At 37.7% G+C, this 17,520-nt stretch carries 16 protein-coding genes; 4 read left to right on the forward strand and 12 right to left on the reverse strand.

Going from position 1 to position 17,520, the window contains the following annotated elements; all coding sequences use genetic code 11:
• Positions 1–79 precede the first annotated feature (79 nt).
• Positions 80–553, reverse strand: a complete 474-nt coding sequence (locus DYE54_RS06200) for a NanQ anomerase/TabA/YiaL family protein (protein WP_115310421.1) — start codon at positions 551–553, stop codon at positions 80–82.
• A 123-nt stretch (positions 554–676) separates the two neighbouring features.
• On the reverse strand, positions 677–2,749 hold the full coding sequence (gene fusA, locus DYE54_RS06205; protein ID WP_115310422.1) for an elongation factor G: 2,073 nt from the start codon (positions 2,747–2,749) through the stop codon (positions 677–679).
• Positions 2,750–3,011: 262 nt separating this feature from the next.
• Between fusA and DYE54_RS06210 the strand changes: the two genes are divergently transcribed.
• A complete protein-coding gene (locus tag DYE54_RS06210; RefSeq protein ID WP_115310423.1) occupies positions 3,012–4,382 on the forward strand; it encodes an amino acid permease in 1,371 nt (456 codons plus the stop codon).
• A 303-nt stretch (positions 4,383–4,685) separates the two neighbouring features.
• On the opposite strand, the gene DYE54_RS06215 is transcribed toward DYE54_RS06210, so the two are convergent.
• The 6 genes from DYE54_RS06215 to DYE54_RS06240 form a co-directional block, all read right to left on the reverse strand.
• Positions 4,686–5,591 carry a LysR family transcriptional regulator gene (locus DYE54_RS06215; protein WP_115310424.1) on the reverse strand — a complete coding sequence of 302 codons (906 nt, stop codon included), beginning with the start codon at positions 5,589–5,591 and terminating at the stop codon, positions 4,686–4,688.
• A gap of 107 nt (positions 5,592–5,698) precedes the next feature.
• Positions 5,699–7,027 carry a putrescine-ornithine antiporter gene (gene potE, locus DYE54_RS06220; protein ID WP_115310425.1) on the reverse strand — a complete coding sequence of 443 codons (1,329 nt, stop codon included), beginning with the start codon at positions 7,025–7,027 and terminating at the stop codon, positions 5,699–5,701.
• A gap of 617 nt (positions 7,028–7,644) precedes the next feature.
• A complete protein-coding gene (locus DYE54_RS06225) occupies positions 7,645–8,238 on the reverse strand; it encodes a hydrolase (protein WP_115310426.1) in 594 nt (197 codons plus the stop codon).
• A 1-nt stretch (position 8,239) separates the two neighbouring features.
• Positions 8,240–9,661 (reverse strand): argininosuccinate lyase, encoded by a 1,422-nt coding sequence (argH, locus tag DYE54_RS06230; protein WP_115310427.1) that lies wholly within the window; start codon positions 9,659–9,661, stop codon positions 8,240–8,242.
• Positions 9,662–10,873: an argininosuccinate synthase gene (locus DYE54_RS06235; RefSeq protein WP_115310428.1), complete on the reverse strand. Its 1,212-nt coding sequence runs from the start codon at positions 10,871–10,873 to the stop codon at positions 9,662–9,664.
• 111 nt (positions 10,874–10,984) lie between these two features.
• Positions 10,985–11,797, reverse strand: coding sequence for a class III extradiol ring-cleavage dioxygenase family protein (locus DYE54_RS06240; RefSeq protein WP_115310429.1), 813 nt, complete (start codon positions 11,795–11,797; stop codon positions 10,985–10,987).
• 243 nt (positions 11,798–12,040) lie between these two features.
• Here DYE54_RS06240 and DYE54_RS06245 point away from each other — a divergent pair, with 243 nt between their 5' ends.
• Positions 12,041–12,973, forward strand: a complete 933-nt coding sequence (locus DYE54_RS06245; protein WP_115310430.1) for a transglycosylase domain-containing protein — start codon at positions 12,041–12,043, stop codon at positions 12,971–12,973.
• Between the two features lie 197 nt (positions 12,974–13,170).
• The gene (locus DYE54_RS06250) at positions 13,171–13,764 is read left to right on the forward strand and encodes a helix-turn-helix domain-containing protein (protein WP_115310431.1); all 594 of its coding nucleotides are present in this window, start codon (positions 13,171–13,173) and stop codon (positions 13,762–13,764) included.
• A gap of 101 nt (positions 13,765–13,865) precedes the next feature.
• Here DYE54_RS06250 and DYE54_RS06255 read toward each other — a convergent pair whose 3' ends face one another.
• The 4 genes from DYE54_RS06255 to DYE54_RS06270 are packed head-to-tail and all read right to left on the reverse strand — an operon-like array spanning position 13,866 to position 16,129.
• On the reverse strand, positions 13,866–14,120 hold the full coding sequence (locus DYE54_RS06255; protein WP_172460568.1) for a putative Se/S carrier protein: 255 nt from the start codon (positions 14,118–14,120) through the stop codon (positions 13,866–13,868).
• 36 nt (positions 14,121–14,156) lie between these two features.
• Positions 14,157–14,843, reverse strand: a complete 687-nt coding sequence (gene yedF / locus DYE54_RS06260; protein ID WP_115310433.1) for a sulfurtransferase-like selenium metabolism protein YedF — start codon at positions 14,841–14,843, stop codon at positions 14,157–14,159.
• On the reverse strand, positions 14,833–15,870 hold the full coding sequence (gene selD / locus DYE54_RS06265) for a selenide, water dikinase SelD (protein WP_422822099.1): 1,038 nt from the start codon (positions 15,868–15,870) through the stop codon (positions 14,833–14,835). The genes yedF and selD overlap by 11 nt, the downstream gene beginning before the upstream one ends.
• A complete protein-coding gene (locus DYE54_RS06270; protein WP_115311099.1) occupies positions 15,863–16,129 on the reverse strand; it encodes a DUF951 domain-containing protein in 267 nt (88 codons plus the stop codon). The genes selD and DYE54_RS06270 overlap by 8 nt, the downstream gene beginning before the upstream one ends.
• Positions 16,130–16,730: 601 nt before the next feature.
• Between DYE54_RS06270 and rbr the strand changes: the two genes are divergently transcribed.
• Positions 16,731–17,279 carry a rubrerythrin gene (gene rbr, locus DYE54_RS06275; protein ID WP_115310435.1) on the forward strand — a complete coding sequence of 183 codons (549 nt, stop codon included), beginning with the start codon at positions 16,731–16,733 and terminating at the stop codon, positions 17,277–17,279.
• Positions 17,280–17,520: the final 241 nt, after the last annotated feature.

Genomic DNA, 17,520 nt, shown 5'->3' on the forward strand with positions numbered 1-17,520 from the left:
ATAGCATTTATTTACCTAATGAATTTATAAAGACGACCAGCAAGCACTGGTCGCCTTTAACTATACTTTTATTATACCATTAGTCAACTAATTTCATAGCGACTTTTACTACTACTTTTAACACCTTACTTGGCTCATCATTGACTGCGCAACAAGGGCGATGAATATCTTCAGGGAAGAAAATAGCATAGGAACCAGATTGAGCAATAATATAGCCTTCATCAGGTAAGTCCTGTTTGTAGAAATACAAATCCTTGTCATCATGTGCTTCTACCACTGGTTCAGTTTGGCGATCTGGTAAAAAGCCCATTTTTTCCTTGCCATCAATAACAAACTGCACATCTAAGTACTGCTTATGTGCTTCAGGGCGAGTTTCTGCAAACTTCTTAGTGATTACTTCTTGTACTAAAGCAAAGATATTATCTCCCTCAATATCATGACGACCAATTGCTAAACTTTTTAAATCAGTGTCTTTTAACCAATCGAGGACGCGTTCTAATACAGGTGCATAACCTAACCCTTTGTAATTCACATTCACACTACCAAATATCATATATATTATCTCCTTTGGCCCGCTTGGGGCTATTTATTTTTAACTCTACTTAGATGAGCCACATCTTCAAGCCAAGGTAAACTATACTGAAACGTCCCGCCAAACTACTGTTTCAAGTACTAGCTATTCATCATCACCAGTCCCGTCAAACTTAGCAATAATGCCTTCCGCTGTTTTATGCGGCACTTCTTCATAGGAGCTAAATTCCATATTAAACACGCCTTGACCTTGTGTCATACTGCGCAATACGGTTACATAATCAAGCATTTCGGCAAATGGCACTTGCGCTTTAACAACGGTAATTCCTTCCCGTTCACCTTGTTCCATGCCCAATACACGACCACGACGACTGTTTAAGTCACCCATAATATCGCCCATGAAATTATCAGGTGCAAATACATTGACATTATAAACAGGTTCTAATAAAACTGGTTTGGCTTGAGGCACTCCTTTTTTAAGAGCCTGAGCAGCCGCTACTTTAAAGGCCAACTCGGAAGAGTCTACCGCATGATATGACCCATCTAATAAGGTCACTTTTACACCAATCATTGGATAACCTGCTAACAAGCCTTTATCTAGTGTTTCTTTTGCCCCTTTTTCAACAGCTGGAATATATTGTTTTGGTACAGCACCACCGAAGATTTTATCTACAAATTCAAAATCTCCTTCATAGGAAGGTTCAATGGCTAATTTAACATGACCATATTGACCATGGCCACCACTTTGTTTTTTATGTTTCCCTTCCACTTCTATTTTACCACGAACTGTTTCACGATATGGAATATATGGTTTTTCTAATTTCGCTTTAACACCATATTTGCGTTCCATCTTCGTAAGAATATGTTCTAAATGCACTTCGCCCATACAACGCACTTGCATCTGACGACCTTCCACATCTTTGACTACTACGCAAGTTGGATCTTCTTCAGAAATACGCTGTAACGCACTTGCTAATTTTTCTTCTTCCCCTTTCTTTTCAGGGACCATTGCTACTGTATGTAATGGTTGTGGGAAGCGAATTTGACGATATTTTACTTTAAAACCTGGCGTTGCAAAGGTATCGCCAGTCTTAGTCGCTGTAAGTTTAGGAATAACTACAATATCCCCAGCCCCCGCTTCTGTAACAGGCACTTGTTGCTTACCAATTAGAGTATACATTTTACCCCATTTTTCTTCAATCCCTTGCGTTACATTAAGCAGTTTATCGCCTTCTTTAAGTTCTCCTGAGAATACTCTAACAAAGCTTTGCTTCCCTGCAAATGGATCTAAGATAGTCTTAAATACAAAGCCTGTAAATGGTTTATCTACATGAACAATCCGTTCTTCACCAGTATCTACATCTTCGGCGGTCATCACCCGTTTAGACGCATCAGGCATGTAGCGAATCATACGATCTAATACTTGGTCCATGCCAATATTATTAATGGCACTACCGCACATAACAGCACAAACACGGCCAGTCAACATACCTTCGCGCAAACCTTGACGGATTTCTTCTAAGGTTAATTCTTGACCATCTAAGTATTTTTCAAGTAATTCATCATTACCTTCAGCCGCCGCTTCTACTGTCATTTCACGAATTTCTTCTACTTTAGCTTCTAATTCAGCAGGAACAGCTACTTCAGTCATCTTACCATTTTCATAAATATAAGCTGTGCGTTTCGCTACGTCTACAACGCCTTTAAAGTCAGGCCCTTCTCCAATTGGAATCTGCAATGGCATGATAGCTTTACCAAATAGAGCATGCATTTTTTCAAGGGTCCCAAAGAAATCGGCTCCTTCTACATCCATCTTGTTGATAAATGCCATGCGTGGCATCTGCAATTCTACCCCATAATCCCAAGCACGAATGGTATCTACTTCAACGCCAGAGGTTGCCGATAATACCATAAGCATACCATCGGCTGCACGCAAAGCTGCTCGTACTTCTCCATGGAATTCAGAATAACCAGGGGTATCAATGAAATTAATTTTATAATTTTTCCATTCACAAGGTGCCATACCTAATTGAATTGTTACATTACGTTTAATTTCTTCAGGCTCAAAGTCCATAATGTGTTTATTATCTTGACCTTTACCTACGGATGCTACGGCACCGCAAGCCAATAGTAAAGATTCCACTAATGCTGTTTTACCAGCTCCATCGTGAGATACAATTGCCACATTACGAATCAAATCACTAGCATATTCTTTCATATGAACCGCCTCCTTTAAAGCGCAGAAACGCAATTTACTGTACTTATTCGCTACTCATGTATGAATCTCCTTTATTCTTGTTATACATTTTTCGAAAGTATGCTAATTTTTTACAAATTGTCCTGTTAAATTATACAAATAGCTTGCCAAAACCGACTATTTACCGTAACATTAAAGAATATATATAGGTTTGGCCACCCAAAATTCAAGTAATATAGTAGTTTAGTAGAGTCGAATGGCCAAACACGAAGGGGGATTTTTTATGAGTGAACATGAAACACAAGACAAGCATCATATGAAGCGTGGTCTGAAAAATCGTCACATGCAGATGATTGCCTTAGGTGCATCGGTGGGGACAGGCTTATTCTATGGCTCAGCACCAACCATTAAATTAGTTGGCCCTGGGATTATTGCCTCGTATGCCTTAGCGGGTCTCTTTATTTTCTTTGTTATGCGCATGCTCGGTGAAATGGCGGTCCGTGAACCAGTATCTGGTTCATTCAGTCATTTTGCTAATAAATATTGGAATGGCTTCATGGGATATCTAGCCGGTTGGAATTATTGGACTTTATTTATGCTGGCTGGCATGGCTGAATTAGCCGCCATTGCCGTCTATCTAGCTTACTGGTTCCCAGATATACCGCACTGGCTCACCACCCTCATATGTCTGGTTATTATTACGGCTATTAACTTAATCAATGTTAAAGCCTATGGTGAAGTAGAATTCTGGGCCTCCTTTATTAAAATTGGGGCCATCGTCAGTATGATACTCTTTGGTTTCTATCTTATTTTCACAACTATGGGTTCTTTCCCTAATAACTTCCATAATTTATGGGATAACGGGGGCTTCTTCCCTAATGGTTCATGGGGTTTCCTTTGCTCATTAGCGGTTGTTATGTTCTCCTTTGGAGGCGTGGATCTTATCGGTATTACCGCTGGTGAAGCTGAAAATCCTGAAAAGAGTTTGCCAACAGCGATTAATGAATTATTACTTCGTATCTTAATTTTCTACATCGGCACTATGGTTGTACTTATGTCCCTCGCACCATGGGATAAAGTAGGCCTTGAAGCTAGTCCATTTGTACAAATCTTTGAAGAAATTGGCATTCCCGCTGCTTCTAATATTTTAAACTTAGTCGTATTAGTGGCTGCACTTTCTGTTTTCAACAGTATTTTGTACAGTAATTCACGTATGCTTTACGGTCTGGCGAAAGCAGGGAATGCCCCTAAAATTTTTGGCTATTTAACAGTAAGTGGTGTGCCTTTAGCCAGTACCTTATTTTCAGCAGGTCTTGCCTTAATCATCGTATTAACAACTTACCTCTACCCACAGGCAGGCGAAGTTTTCATGCATCTGCTAGCCCTTGTGGTAGCGGGCCTTGTTATTAGTTGGTTCGTCATCATTGCGACACATATTAAATTCCGCAATACGTTCATTCGTGAGAATCGCTTAGATGAACTAAAATTCAAATCGCCAATGTATCCTTTCATCAACTACTTGTGTATCCTATTCCTACTTGTAGTTGTAGGTGTAATGTGGCAAATGGATAGTTTCAAACCATCCGTTATTGCAATTCCATTCTGGATTTTGTTCTTATATGTAACCTATAAGTTAAAACGAACAAAGAAATAATGTAACACAACATAAAACGCCTGTAAGCACTTTATACTCTATAGTGCTTACAGGCGTTTTTAGTTACGCTCTCTTCTCACTCAATATAAGGTCAATCCATCTTTATAACAATAACTTGACTACCTTAAACCCCAACGTAACTCTCTCTTTTTCCCTCAATCTCCCTAGTCAATACCACTAACCCCTTGACTGGAATTTATTATACGTGCTTTTTTACTTCATGACTAATATATACAAAAAATGGTTAGTTATAGTCTAATCCTATAACTAACCATTTTCATATTAATGTAGCTAATCAACCGATTACACACTTTGCGTATTTTTCTTTAATGCTTCAATGTACTGTTGACAATACTTACCTGCTGCTACTTTATTATGCAATATGTAGCCAATTTCAATTTTTTCATCCACATCAAGAGGAATAGCTAAAATATTAGGACCATTCAATTTTTCACTAATAATCCCTGAACAAATGGTATACCCATCAAGACCAATTAACAAATTAAACAAAGTCGCTCGATCACACACTACAATATCTTTAGCACTTTCACAAGTACTTAGAATCTCTTCCGAAAAGTAAAACGAATTATGTTCACCTTGCTCATAGGAAAGTCTTGGAAATGGCGCTAAGTCCTCTAGGGTTACAATATCCTTGGTTGCTAAAGGACTAAAAGAACTGACAAATACATGAGGACGCGCTGTAAACAATGGATGAAACGTTAAATCATGGCGTTTAAATTCCTTACGCAAAATTGTTTCATTAAATTCATTTAAATACAAAATCCCAATTTCACTGCGCAAACGAGCTACATCTTCAATAATTTCATAGGTCTGCGTTTCACGAATACGGAAGTCATATTCATTACCACCATAAGCCTTTAACACATCCACAAAAGCTTCTACTGCAAACGAATAATGTTGAGTAGACACACAAAACTCATGTTTCACAGCCGTCTGCCCAAAATATTTTTCTTCAATTAAATTGGTTTGCTCAATCACCTGACGAGCATAGCCTAGAAACTCATCCCCTTCAGGCGATACGATAACCCCTTTATTTGTCCGTGAAAAAATGGTAATGCCTAATTCTTGTTCTAATTCTTTAATAGCCGCAGTTAAACTCGGTTGCGCAATAAAAAGTTCTTTAGCTGCTTTATTAATCGATCCTTGCTTAGCTACGGTTACAATATATTTTAACTGTAATAATGTCATACATACCCTCTTTTAATCTCTTAGCCTCAAAATACTATATTTAAATTGTAATAGAAAACAAAAAGGACTGCAAGCCCACTAAGAGCCTTACAGTCCTCAATATATTATTAGATGATGCTACGTTTGGAACGAACCGCACGAGGTACAATATTGAAAGCTAATTGATAGATAATATATCCTACGATGATGGCAATCGTACCACCTACGATTGGTCCTTCACCGCTCGCATAGATTGCATATACCGAGTAAGCAAAGGCAACTACGCTCAAACCATACATGCTACGACGAGTAAATAAGGAAGCTCCTTCAGTTTTCAATAATTTATTAACAGCAATACAGCAAAGAAGATAAGGGAATACATTCGTTACAACTGCTAAATTAACTAAATTTTCAAACTGACGGCTTAAAGAATCATTCATTGTCATGAACGCTAAGGCAGATTGAACAGCTAATAAAATTAACAAACCACGAACTGGTGCATCTGCTTTATTAACACGGCTGAATACTTTAGGGAATAAACCTGCATCAGCAGAACTTTTGAATACACGAGATAAAGTAAACTGCCAGCAAAGAATAGCCCCACAACAAGAAATTACCATGGCTGCCATCACAATTTTACCAACGGTATCATTAAACATCTGAGCAAATACCATACCGAATGGTGCTGTGGAATTCAACAAATCCACATTAGGCACGATTCCTGCCATTATATTAGTAGACAATACATAAATCACCGCTACTGCTAATGTGCCGAAGAACGTTGCAATTGGTACGTTTTTCTTTGGATTTTCAACAGCATCCATGTTAGCTGCTGCGGATTCAAAACCTAAGAATCCCCAAAGAGTTAAAGCGATGGAAGAACTCACTGCATCAAAGAAGGGCAGTTGATTTGGATTCCATACAGCTGAATACAAACTTGGGTCAAACCAGAACCAGCCAAATACACTGATGAAAAGAACTGGTAGGATAGCCCCCCAAACCGTAATATTACTTATACGACCAGTTTTAGCATTGCCACCAAAATTTAATACAGCCGCAAGCCATAACAACACAATCGTTGCTAAACTCATTTGTACTGGCGATAAGGTTAAATCAAATAAGACAGCTGCGTAGCCCACTGCGGAAATCGCAATCGCTACGTTTGCAATTACAAGCGAAATGGCATAAGCATAATTTGCCATAAAATGTCCGGTTTTGCCAAAACTATACTCTGCATAGCCCCCCATGCCACCACTTTTAGTTGTGAACATACCACACTGTGCAAAGATATGGGCCAATACTAAAGACCCTACGGCTGTAATCAGCCAAGACAAAACGGAAATGGTTCCTACTTCTGCAAGTTTAGTAGGTAACATAATAATCCCAGCACCCATCATATTCGCTGCAACGAGCGTGGTCAACTGGAATACAGACATTTTTTTAGCGGTGGTTTTCATGTATCAATCCCCTTTCTATGTAGCTCAACATCTACAACTTAACTAAGTGAACCGCTATCGATATCAGTCCTTGCGGTTGTGCGTGGATGTGATATCGCATGTAACGTATTTCTATTTTTTATTGACGACTTATTCTAACATCTATTAGAAAATAATAAAAGTCTTTTTTTCAATATAAAAAGTCCAACAAAGCTAGACGCCGTCTAATTCGGCACCTGTTTTTCTGAACTGAATTCTCAAAGTAGGCATTAACACTACTTTTTTAGTTTTTTCATAGTCTATTTCTACCATTGGCGGACACAAAATTGTTACACGAATTGAATAATTCTTTATAAACCAACTATTTAAAACGAGGAGAACTCATTTTATCCATAATAAGTTTTAATTTTAGTCTATTTTTTCCTATGCCAATTAGGTATTTTCAAGGCCTATTACGAAATAATTATGACTTTTTTCGAAGCAACAGTGTCTATATCCACTCCAAAAGTACACAAAATTCAATGAATTTTATAAGAAATTTCTATTGGCTTATAATTTCACAGTTTGTTAACTAAAAAAGAGAGAGTCATTGATTAATATATTCCTCAATGACTCTTTCTTTTTATGCTAAACCGACCTCAACCAACTTGTTGATTATATTCAGTTATAATATGATCTTCCATCGCTTGCATAGCCGCTAATGTTTTACTCAATAATTCATCTAACTCCCAGCCCAATCGATCTGCCCCCGCTTTAATTACATCACGAGAGCAACCAGCTGCGAATTTTTTATCTTTGAATTTTTTCTTTAAACTCTTAAGTTCCATATCCTTAGTCGATTTAGAAGGACGCATCAAGGCGGCCGCCCCAATAAGACCGGTTAATTCATCAGCTGCAAACAAGACATTTTCCATCAATTCTTTTGGTTCCCAATCGATGCAAATACCATAACCATGGCAACAAATTGAATATACCATATCATCAGCTACGCCAGCTTGTTTTAACAACGCTTGTGCTTTCACACAATGTTCTTCAGGATACATTTCAAAATCTAAATCATGTAATAAGCCAACTTGTGCCCAATAATCAGCCTCTTCAGTAAAACCTAGTTGTTCCGCATACCAACGCATAACCGCTTCTACGGTTAAGGCATGTTGAATATGAAATGGCTCTTTATTATATGTTTTTAACAATTCTAAGGCCGTTTCACGACTTAACGATGGTGTATGCATATTAAACCCTCCCCAGTTGATCAGCCCATGTTGCCAATTGTGCTTCTTCTTCCTCGATTTGAGCTGCTCCCACTTGCCGTTGACGCGCCACACATTCAGGCGCCGTACCACTGTAATTTTTACGGCCAGCTACGCAAGCTTCAATCGTAATAGCTTCTAATATATCCGCTTCAAATACAGGGGAAATCTTTTTAAAATCCTCTACTGTCAAATCAAGCAATACACAATGATTTTGAATACAATGTTGCACCGCTTCCCCCACAATTGCATGTGCTTCGCGGAAAGGAACCCCTTTTTTGGCTAAATAATCCGCCATATCCGTAGCATTGGAGAAATCATTAGCTAATACTGCATAAGTACGTTCTCCATTTACTTTCATCTGGCGCAACATATCTGCCATAATGGATAAGGCAAAATGTAAAGTATCAACCGCATCAAAGATACCTTCTTTATCTTCTTGCATATCTTTATTATATGTAAGTGGAAGGCCTTTCATTGTAGTCAATAAGCCCAATAAATGGCCATAAATACGTCCCGTTTTACCACGAACAAGCTCACACACATCAGGATTCTTCTTCTGTGGCATAATACTAGAGCCTGTACAATGTGCATCGTCAAGTTCAACAAAACCAAATTCGGTGCTCGACCAAATAATAAGTTCTTCACTTAAACGGCTTAAATGCATCATAACAGTAGAAGCAAAATGCAAAAATTCAAGTACATAATCACGGTCACTAACTGCATCCATACTATTTTCGTAAATTTTACTAAATGCCAATAGTTCTTGCGTATAGGCTTGATCAATTGGATAGGTAGTTCCTGCTAAAGCCCCTGCACCTAAAGGCATAACATCAGCATGTTTATAAATCAATGGCAAATGATCAAAATCACGTTGAAACATAGAGAAATAAGCCATCATATGATGACTAAATAAAACTGGCTGCGCCCGTTGTAAATGCGTATACCCCGGCATAATTATATCTTGATGTTTTTCAGCTACCTCAAGCAACGCTTTTTGTAGATTAACAAGCAATTCACCCATATGAACGACCGTTTTACGGACATACATATGAAGATCTACAGCACATTGATCATTACGGCTACGTCCTGTATGGAGCCGTCCACCAGCTTCACCAATGGCATCAGTTAATCGTTTTTCAATATTCATATGAATATCTTCCAAGGCCACGGAAAAGTCGAAAGTGCCTGCTTCAATCTGTTTTTGAATGTCTGTTAAGCCAGCTACAATATCATTACAATCAGTTTGTGAAATGATACCTTGTTTTGCTAGCATCTTCGCATGTGCTTTACTACCTGCAATATCTTCCGCATACATACGGGCATCAAAAGCGATAGAGGACGTAAAGTCCTCTACCGCTTTGTCAGTCCCCTTTGTAAAACGGCCACCCCAAAGTTTAGCCATTTATTTACCTGCCTTTTCTTTCATCAATGCATTAATTTTAAGTGGTAATCCGAAGAGATTAATGAACCCTTCTGCATCAGCTTGATTATATACATCATCTTCTTCAAATGTAACAAATTCCTGATTATATAAGGAATAAGGAGATGTAGCACCAGCACTGATAATATTACCTTTATATAATTTCAAGTTAATCGTACCTGTTACTGTTTTCTGTGTTTCATCAACAAATGCTTGTAACGCTGCCATTAATGGTGCAAACCACATACCATCATATACAAGTTCTGCATATTTATTAGCCACTAATTCTTTGTAATGGTAAGTAGCCCGATCAAGGCAAAGGTATTCTAATTCACGATGGGCATACATGATAATAGCTCCACCTGGATTTTCATACACGCCACGGGATTTCATACCCACTAAACGGTTTTCAACAATATCAACAATGCCGACTCCATTAGCCGCACCCAATTCATTTAATGTTTGTAATAACTCAAGTGGTGTGCCCGCTTTACCATTAACAGCCACTGGCACCCCTTCTTTAAATTCAATCGATACTAGAGCTGGGGTATCAGGTGCTTCTTCTGGAGATTTACAAACTAAATGCACATCATTTTTAGGTGCATTTGCAGGATCTTCTAAGTCGCCACCTTCATGCGATAAATGCCATACATTTTGATCCATACTATAAGGATGAGATTTAGTCGCTACTACTGGAATATCATGTTTAGCTGCAAATTCCATGCAATCTTCACGAGATTTCAAATCCCATTCACGCCATGGGGCAATAATTTTAGTATTAGGTGCTAATGCTTTAATCGTCAACTCAAAACGTACTTGGTCATTCCCTTTACCAGTAGCGCCATGAGCAATCGCATCCGCCCCTTCTTGCTTAGCCACTTCTACTAATTTTTTAGCAATCAACGGACGGGCAAAAGAAGTCCCTAATAAATATTTGCCTTCATATACGGCACCAGCTTTGACAGTTGGCCAAATATAATCAGCCACGAATTCTTCTTGTACATCTAAAATATAGGCTTTAGAGGCACCTGATTTAATGGCTTTCTTTTCAACGGCCGCATAATCTTCTGGTTGACCAAGATTACAGCAAACAGCAATAACTTCACAGCCATAATTTTCTTTAAGCCAGGGAATAATAACAGACGTATCAAGACCACCGGAATATGCTAATACTACTTTTTTAATGTCACTCATTATAAACACCTCAACTTGCTTTTCATTAAAATGGATTTCTCTATTTCATGTGTAACATTATACATACTAACGAATATTAATGCAAGTATTTTTGTAAAAATATACAGAAATTTATTTTTGTTTAAGTTTATACTGCACTAAACCATACGTTTCCCCATTCACAGATGAAAAGTGATGCGTTTCAACACTCCCATTAAGACCACTAACAGCCCCCAGCACAAACGCTGCTGTACGCAAGGAATAATCTTCTTCTGCCGGATACCCTAACTCTTGCAAAATACGTGGCTGCTGATCACCTAATGCTTGCATAATACCAATATTTACATCTAAATTTTTATCTACACCATTAACCCAATGATTAGGTAATAAATTAGCGCTCCCAATAACGGCTACGCGACGCCCTGAAGATTCAGCCGCTAACTGAACAACTCGCCCAAAAGTATATAACTCTTCATAGCTTAAACGCCCCATTGTAAGGCGAACAATTTGCTTATTAGTCAACCCTTGTTCTGATAGGAAATGAAGTGGAATCGTAGCCGTATGATGTAATAAATAGTCATCCGTTGAAATAATCGGTAAACTATCCAAAATACTCGTCAAGGGAATGCCCATGCGTTCACTTTGAAGTTGTAATGCCTGATTAAACACACTATCTGTTTCAAGGCCTACAGTAAATGTAGTCCCATTCGTCAAAGGAATAGCCCCTCGCAAACGCGCTTGTGGGCTAAAACCTAAAGCATCATTTAGCGTCAATTGATAACGGCTTAATATTAAAATAGTTTGCGGTTTGCTTGCTTTAATCGCCTGTGCCGCTTGTTCCATAGCACCTATGACTTCATTATATGAACCACGATCTGCTGCTACCGCTTCATAATAACGCAAAGGTGCCGGCCAATAAGAAACACTAACGATACGCCCCTTCATAGAGACCTCCTTGTTAACACTTGACACTTAATTTAGAAATGTATATCACAATAATCAATTTTCATATTAATACAATTATAGTATTAATTTTATTTTACTCTATTTTACTATAAATTAATTTTTATTTCATCTGTATGAAGAAAGAAATAACCTTTTTTCATGTACAATTTCTTTTTACCAAATATATGATAACTATGCATAAAAAGGACTAGCTTATTTTCTAACATATGGTATGATAGAGCCATGAAACTTCTATTTAAATTATTACTAACACTTATCGTATTAGGGCTTGGCTTATACTGGTTTGCAGGCTATACCCCTGAAGACACTAATACACCTCGAAGCCCTCATACACAGCGCGAAGAATCTCTTGAATCTACAGAAGACCAACTAAGTCGTACAGAGCGTATTAATCGTTTATTCCATTTTAAAGAGGCTGTACAAACAGCCCTTCATAACCGTGTGCCTCAAAATCAACAAGTGAAAGGAGACCAAATTAGCACACACTTAAAAGAAGCGCTCGTAGCAACAGAAGACAAACGCTTTTATGATCACGGCGCTATTGATGTATTTGGTATTGGCCGTGCCTTTTATACCAATGTGACAGCTGGTAAAACCGTAGAAGGCGGTAGCACCATTACGCAACAATTAGTAAAAAACCTATTTCTATCATCAAAACGAATTATGTCGCGTAAAGTAGAGGAAGTTATTTTAGCGTATTTAATGGAATACTATTATACCAAGGATGAAATCTTAGCCATGTATTTAAATACAATCTATTATGGCAATGATTATTATGGTATTTACCAAGCTAGTAACGGTTATTTTGACACTACACCGGCCCATTTAACCTTAGGCCAATCAGCCTTATTAGCGGGTTTACCACAAGCCCCATCCTACTATAATCCTATTAAAAATTATAAAGTTGCCAAAGAGCGACAACGAACGGTGTTAACCTTAATGGCACAACAAGGAATCATTTCTAATCGCGAAGCAGATAAAGCCTATTATTCAAATTTACAATTAACTAGTGGCGAGACGGACTCTACTGATTATTCAAATACAGAACTAGAGTCTAAAACAACAACAGATTCTAATTCTACTTCACGTACAAGTAAATCAAGTCACCCCTCCAGCCATTCCTCATCCCCCGATAAATTCAGTCTTGATGAGTAATAAACACCATAAATTCCATATGTAAAAAAGTCTACGCTCCATAGATTGTGTGCGTAGACTTTTTATATTACACTTACTATGAAAGACGTCTTTAAATTGCTATCTTGCTAACAACAATTAGTTTTAATTTTAGCACAATCATTAAAACAGCAAAGATAAATTAACTATAAATTTATTGTCCCCAAACAGGAGTTATTATGGATACAGAAAAAATTGGACAATTGATTTCTCAATTGCGCAAGGAAAAACAATTAACACAACAACAATTAGCTGAGGCACTTCATATCACCAACAAAACCATATCTAAATGGGAATGTGGTAAAGGCATTCCTGATATCACACTATGGGAGCCATTAGCCCAACTATTAGGCGCAGATATCTTAAAACTTTTACAAGGAAATTTATCACTTAATACTATAGATACTGGTAATATACGTCGTTTAAAAATATTTGTATGCCCTCATTGTGGTAATATTCTAACTAGTACTAGCACAACTACGATTACCTGTTGCGGACGCTCACTGACAGCCCTAACAGCTATGTTAAATGATACCACTCATAAACCAAACGTAATTAGTATTGACGGTGCTAACTATCTAACTTTTACTCACACCATGACGAAAGAAGAATATATATATTTTGTAGCTTATATATATGACGATTTTATTTGGCTACAAAGATTATATCCAGAACAAGAACCAGCTATACAATTACCTCGCTTAAAGCGTGGCGGAAAATTATTAGTCTATTGTTTAAATCACGGTCTTTTTTCCTATCAGCATATAATATAAACTTACAATTTTAAATTTATATAACAATAAAAGTCTACGCTCCATAAATTGGATGCGTAGACTTTTTCATTAGTCAAGTAAAGTAGTGCCATACGAATTATCTATAGCACAGTTAATTTACTACACTTTTTCGCAGCTCGATCATACTCATATACACCAGAATGCGATACCCGCGCCTCTTTTAAAACGGCAAGGACTCGTACTAAATCATCTTTAGCACATAAAATACATAAACCACACGCATGATGTAAAACTGCTGGTGTCGGAATTAATTGCAACTTAATATCAGCTGCTTTTAATACTTTCTCAGCCTTGGTAGCAAAATAATAATCTGTAAAAACAATTAAAAGCTCCATACGCAGTGTCCTCATATAATCGATTATTCAATATTTTTATAGCGTTATCATTGACTCCATCATCATGGCATCTGTAACAGCATATAAATTTGTAATAGAACCGACTGCCACTTTTTCTTTTAAGCCATAAAAATCTAAACAAATGCCACAAGCTGCTATTTCAACCCCTGCGTCAACCAATTTCTGAAGATTTTCTAAATGTTCAGATTCTTCGGTTACCATTTTAACACCACTATTGATAAAGAATACTTTAGCTGGCTTTACGTCCGCCTCGGTTAAACAAAACCAAAAGGTCTTCATCAATGTGCGACCTAATTCTTGATTACCTTCTCCTAAGTAATCTTTGGTTGCCAACAATACTTTACCGCCCACTGAGGCTGGTGTATCTAACATGGCCATAGTAGCCGGTGTTTCTACCAAAGTCACACCATCACCTATTGGAGTTTCATCTGTAACAGTAACAGGTATTAATGTTACATAAAAATCAGCCCCATCAGCCGTTATCGTTACATTACACTGACGAGATTGCCCAAATTTAGCTACATTATCACGACTTACTTCATTATCTACAATAGTCGTAAATACAGCGCCAGGATGGTCTTCCATAGCTTTTTTCGTTTCAATTACTGGCGTTGGACATAATGAACCACGCACATCCACTACTATATTATTAGCACCTACTAAGGCTGTATTAACTATTTTGTTATTATCTTTATTTAACATATACTGCATACTCTCCTTTCACTGCAACATGACCAATATGGCGTGCCTGTGTCAGCCCTGCCTGCTTTAATGCCAATAACAAAGCATCCCTTTCCTCAGCAGGTACGGCTAACAATAATCCTCCTGACGTCTGCGGATCATAACAAATATCACTCCACACAGGAGCCAATTTTTCAAATCCGGTCACCGATGTAATGGCCTTACGATTGCCATAAGTCGCCGCCGGCACTAAGCCCATTTCAGCAGCTTCAATAGCGCCAGTAAACAAAGGCAATGCTTCCGTTTGAAGCACAATAGATACGCCACTGCCCTCTGCCATTTCACAACTATGACCAAGCAAACTAAAGCCCGTAATATCTGTACAGGCATGTACAGTAAAGGCTTGTGCCATCTCACGAGCCTCTTTATTTAAGGTCCCCATACTCTGAGTAGCTTCCTCTGTTCCAGCCTGAAATAAATCCCCTTTCAAGGCTGTACTCATAATACCCGTGCCCAGCGGTTTCGTAAGAATCAATACGTCACCAACTTGCGCCCCACTATTACGCCATATGTTATGAGGATTCACATGACCAGTCACGGACATACCAAAAATAGGAGTTTCATTTTCAATACTATGGCCCCCCACGACTACAACCTGAGCTTCTTTTAATACGCTCATAGCGCCTTCTAAAACAGCAGTCAATGCACCTTGCTCTACCAAAGGCACGGGAAATCCTACTAAATTCATAGCCGTCAGTGGAGTACCTCCCATAGCATATACATCACTCAAGCTATTGGCTGCTGCAATTCGACCAAACAGATATGGATCATCCACAATAGGCGTAAAAAAATCAACAGTCTGTACCAACGCCATGTCATTACTTATTTGATATACACCTGCATCATCAGAGCCTTGCATATTAACCAAAACAGATTCATTGGTTGGGAATTCTAAGCCAGTTAAGACAGACTGCAAAATGTGAGGACCTAACTTACAGGCACAGCCACCTTTAGCAGCATAATTCGTCAATTTAACCAAATTACTCACCACCTAAAGGGTCTACTTTACCATTTGCCGGAGTCTGTGCATTCGCTCCATCTAAGGTCCCTTCTTGCACTACACGACTAACAATTTTCTTTACAGCTTTCTCAAACTTAGGACGAGCAATCATCACTTGATGCCCACAACCACGACACACTATGGTAAAGTCAGTACCAATACGACGAACTTCCCATTCATCACTACCACAAGGATGTGATTTTTTCATTTTCACCACATCACCTACATAATATCGTACAAATGCCATAGTTGCCTCCTTAACCACATTCACCACTACTACGTCCAATAATTCTAAATACATTCAATACTATAGCCATCCTATGTAAGGTGCTATTCTCTATACGTATATCTTACTATTTTGATTCTTTTATACTTTATATTATATACTGAATCAAACTTTATGCGTACTTTTTTCTACTATTGAAATAGTTTCTACTATACACTATGTATGGTATATAAAAATATATTCTGTACTACACGTAGTAGATTTCTTTTTTAATTCCTACTAAAATTTAGGATATTCTCATTGAACTTCTTTACAAAGCGATATCAATTCTCATTTACACAAACAGCTTAATTATCCCTTTATCCAGTAACGAATATCCCAAAATGCCAGCAAAATCAAGCATTGATAAACATTATCAAATAAATATTTTTTGACTCTTTTCGATTTTAGCACTTGATTTTCTCATTTTCATAGTCTATAATGTAATCAACAATGATTATTCATTAGTTTGAATTGTTGTAAACATTATAAAGTGTATTTCTAAGCTATTTAATTTTTTACTTCATTTTGTAAGTACATTATGATTGTAGTAAAGTTACTACAATAAGAAGGAGAGATTAACATGTCTGAATTAAAAGGTACAAAAACAGAACAAAATTTACAAGCCGCTTTTGCTGGTGAATCCCAAGCTAACCGCAAATATACTTACTACGCTTCTGCAGCTCGCAAAGCTGGTTTAAACAAAATTGCTGATTATTTTGAAGAAACTGCTTTGAACGAAAGCGCTCATGCTAAAGTATGGTTCAAATTATTGCATGGTGGCGACGTAAACGCTGATGTAGTTGTCAACTTAAAAGATGCAGCTGCTGGTGAAAACTACGAACACACTGAAATGTACCCTGAATTCGCTAAAGTAGCAAAAGAAGAAGGCTTCACTAAAATTGCTTACTTATTTGAACAAGTTGGTAAAATCGAAGCTCGTCACGAACAACGTTATCTTGACTTGGTAGAATATGTAAATGGTGGCCGTGTATTCAAACGCGAACAGCCAGTAGCATGGATTTGTGCAAACTGTGGTTACATTCATGTAGGTACAGAAGCTCCTCAAGTTTGCCCAGTATGTGCTCACCCACAAGCATTCTTCTCCCAACACATCGAAACAACTTTATAATTTAAAACAAACTGTGCCATACACAGTACTCAAGTGAGCTATTCATTATAAAAGCAAGTGCTAATTTTTACATAATCAAGTGTTCTATTACTGATTTAACTTTAGTCCCTAGCATATGAGGAATAAGTATTTCCTTCCTATTATATATTTTGAAAGTTCAATTAGTACTAACGCCAAGTGGCGTCCTATATGATTTGAAACCAAGTGGTTTCCATAGTAACAGTACGAGAAAAAGCCCCCA

Source organism: Veillonella criceti, assembly GCF_900460315.1.
Classification (GTDB): domain Bacteria; phylum Bacillota; class Negativicutes; order Veillonellales; family Veillonellaceae; genus Veillonella_A; species Veillonella_A criceti.

Excerpts from the sequence above, each read along its gene's own strand:
- DYE54_RS06200 (WP_115310421.1), bottom strand. The coding sequence starts at position 553 with ATGATATTTGGTAGTGTGAATGTGAATTACAAAGGGTTAGGTTATGCA.
- fusA (WP_115310422.1), bottom strand. The coding sequence starts at position 2,749 with ATGAAAGAATATGCTAGTGATTTGATTCGTAATGTGGCAATTGTATCT.
- DYE54_RS06210 (WP_115310423.1), top strand. The coding sequence starts at position 3,012 with ATGAGTGAACATGAAACACAAGACAAGCATCATATGAAGCGTGGTCTG.
- DYE54_RS06215 (WP_115310424.1), bottom strand. The coding sequence starts at position 5,591 with ATGACATTATTACAGTTAAAATATATTGTAACCGTAGCTAAGCAAGGA.
- potE (WP_115310425.1), bottom strand. The coding sequence starts at position 7,027 with ATGAAAACCACCGCTAAAAAAATGTCTGTATTCCAGTTGACCACGCTC.
- DYE54_RS06225 (WP_115310426.1), bottom strand. The coding sequence starts at position 8,238 with ATGCATACACCATCGTTAAGTCGTGAAACGGCCTTAGAATTGTTAAAA.
- argH (WP_115310427.1), bottom strand. The coding sequence starts at position 9,661 with ATGGCTAAACTTTGGGGTGGCCGTTTTACAAAGGGGACTGACAAAGCG.
- DYE54_RS06235 (WP_115310428.1), bottom strand. The coding sequence starts at position 10,873 with ATGAGTGACATTAAAAAAGTAGTATTAGCATATTCCGGTGGTCTTGAT.
- DYE54_RS06240 (WP_115310429.1), bottom strand. The coding sequence starts at position 11,797 with ATGAAGGGGCGTATCGTTAGTGTTTCTTATTGGCCGGCACCTTTGCGT.
- DYE54_RS06245 (WP_115310430.1), top strand. The coding sequence starts at position 12,041 with ATGAAACTTCTATTTAAATTATTACTAACACTTATCGTATTAGGGCTT.
- DYE54_RS06250 (WP_115310431.1), top strand. The coding sequence starts at position 13,171 with ATGGATACAGAAAAAATTGGACAATTGATTTCTCAATTGCGCAAGGAA.
- DYE54_RS06255 (WP_172460568.1), bottom strand. The coding sequence starts at position 14,120 with ATGGAGCTTTTAATTGTTTTTACAGATTATTATTTTGCTACCAAGGCT.
- yedF (WP_115310433.1), bottom strand. The coding sequence starts at position 14,843 with ATGTTAAATAAAGATAATAACAAAATAGTTAATACAGCCTTAGTAGGT.
- DYE54_RS06270 (WP_115311099.1), bottom strand. The coding sequence starts at position 16,129 with ATGGCATTTGTACGATATTATGTAGGTGATGTGGTGAAAATGAAAAAA.
- rbr (WP_115310435.1), top strand. The coding sequence starts at position 16,731 with ATGTCTGAATTAAAAGGTACAAAAACAGAACAAAATTTACAAGCCGCT.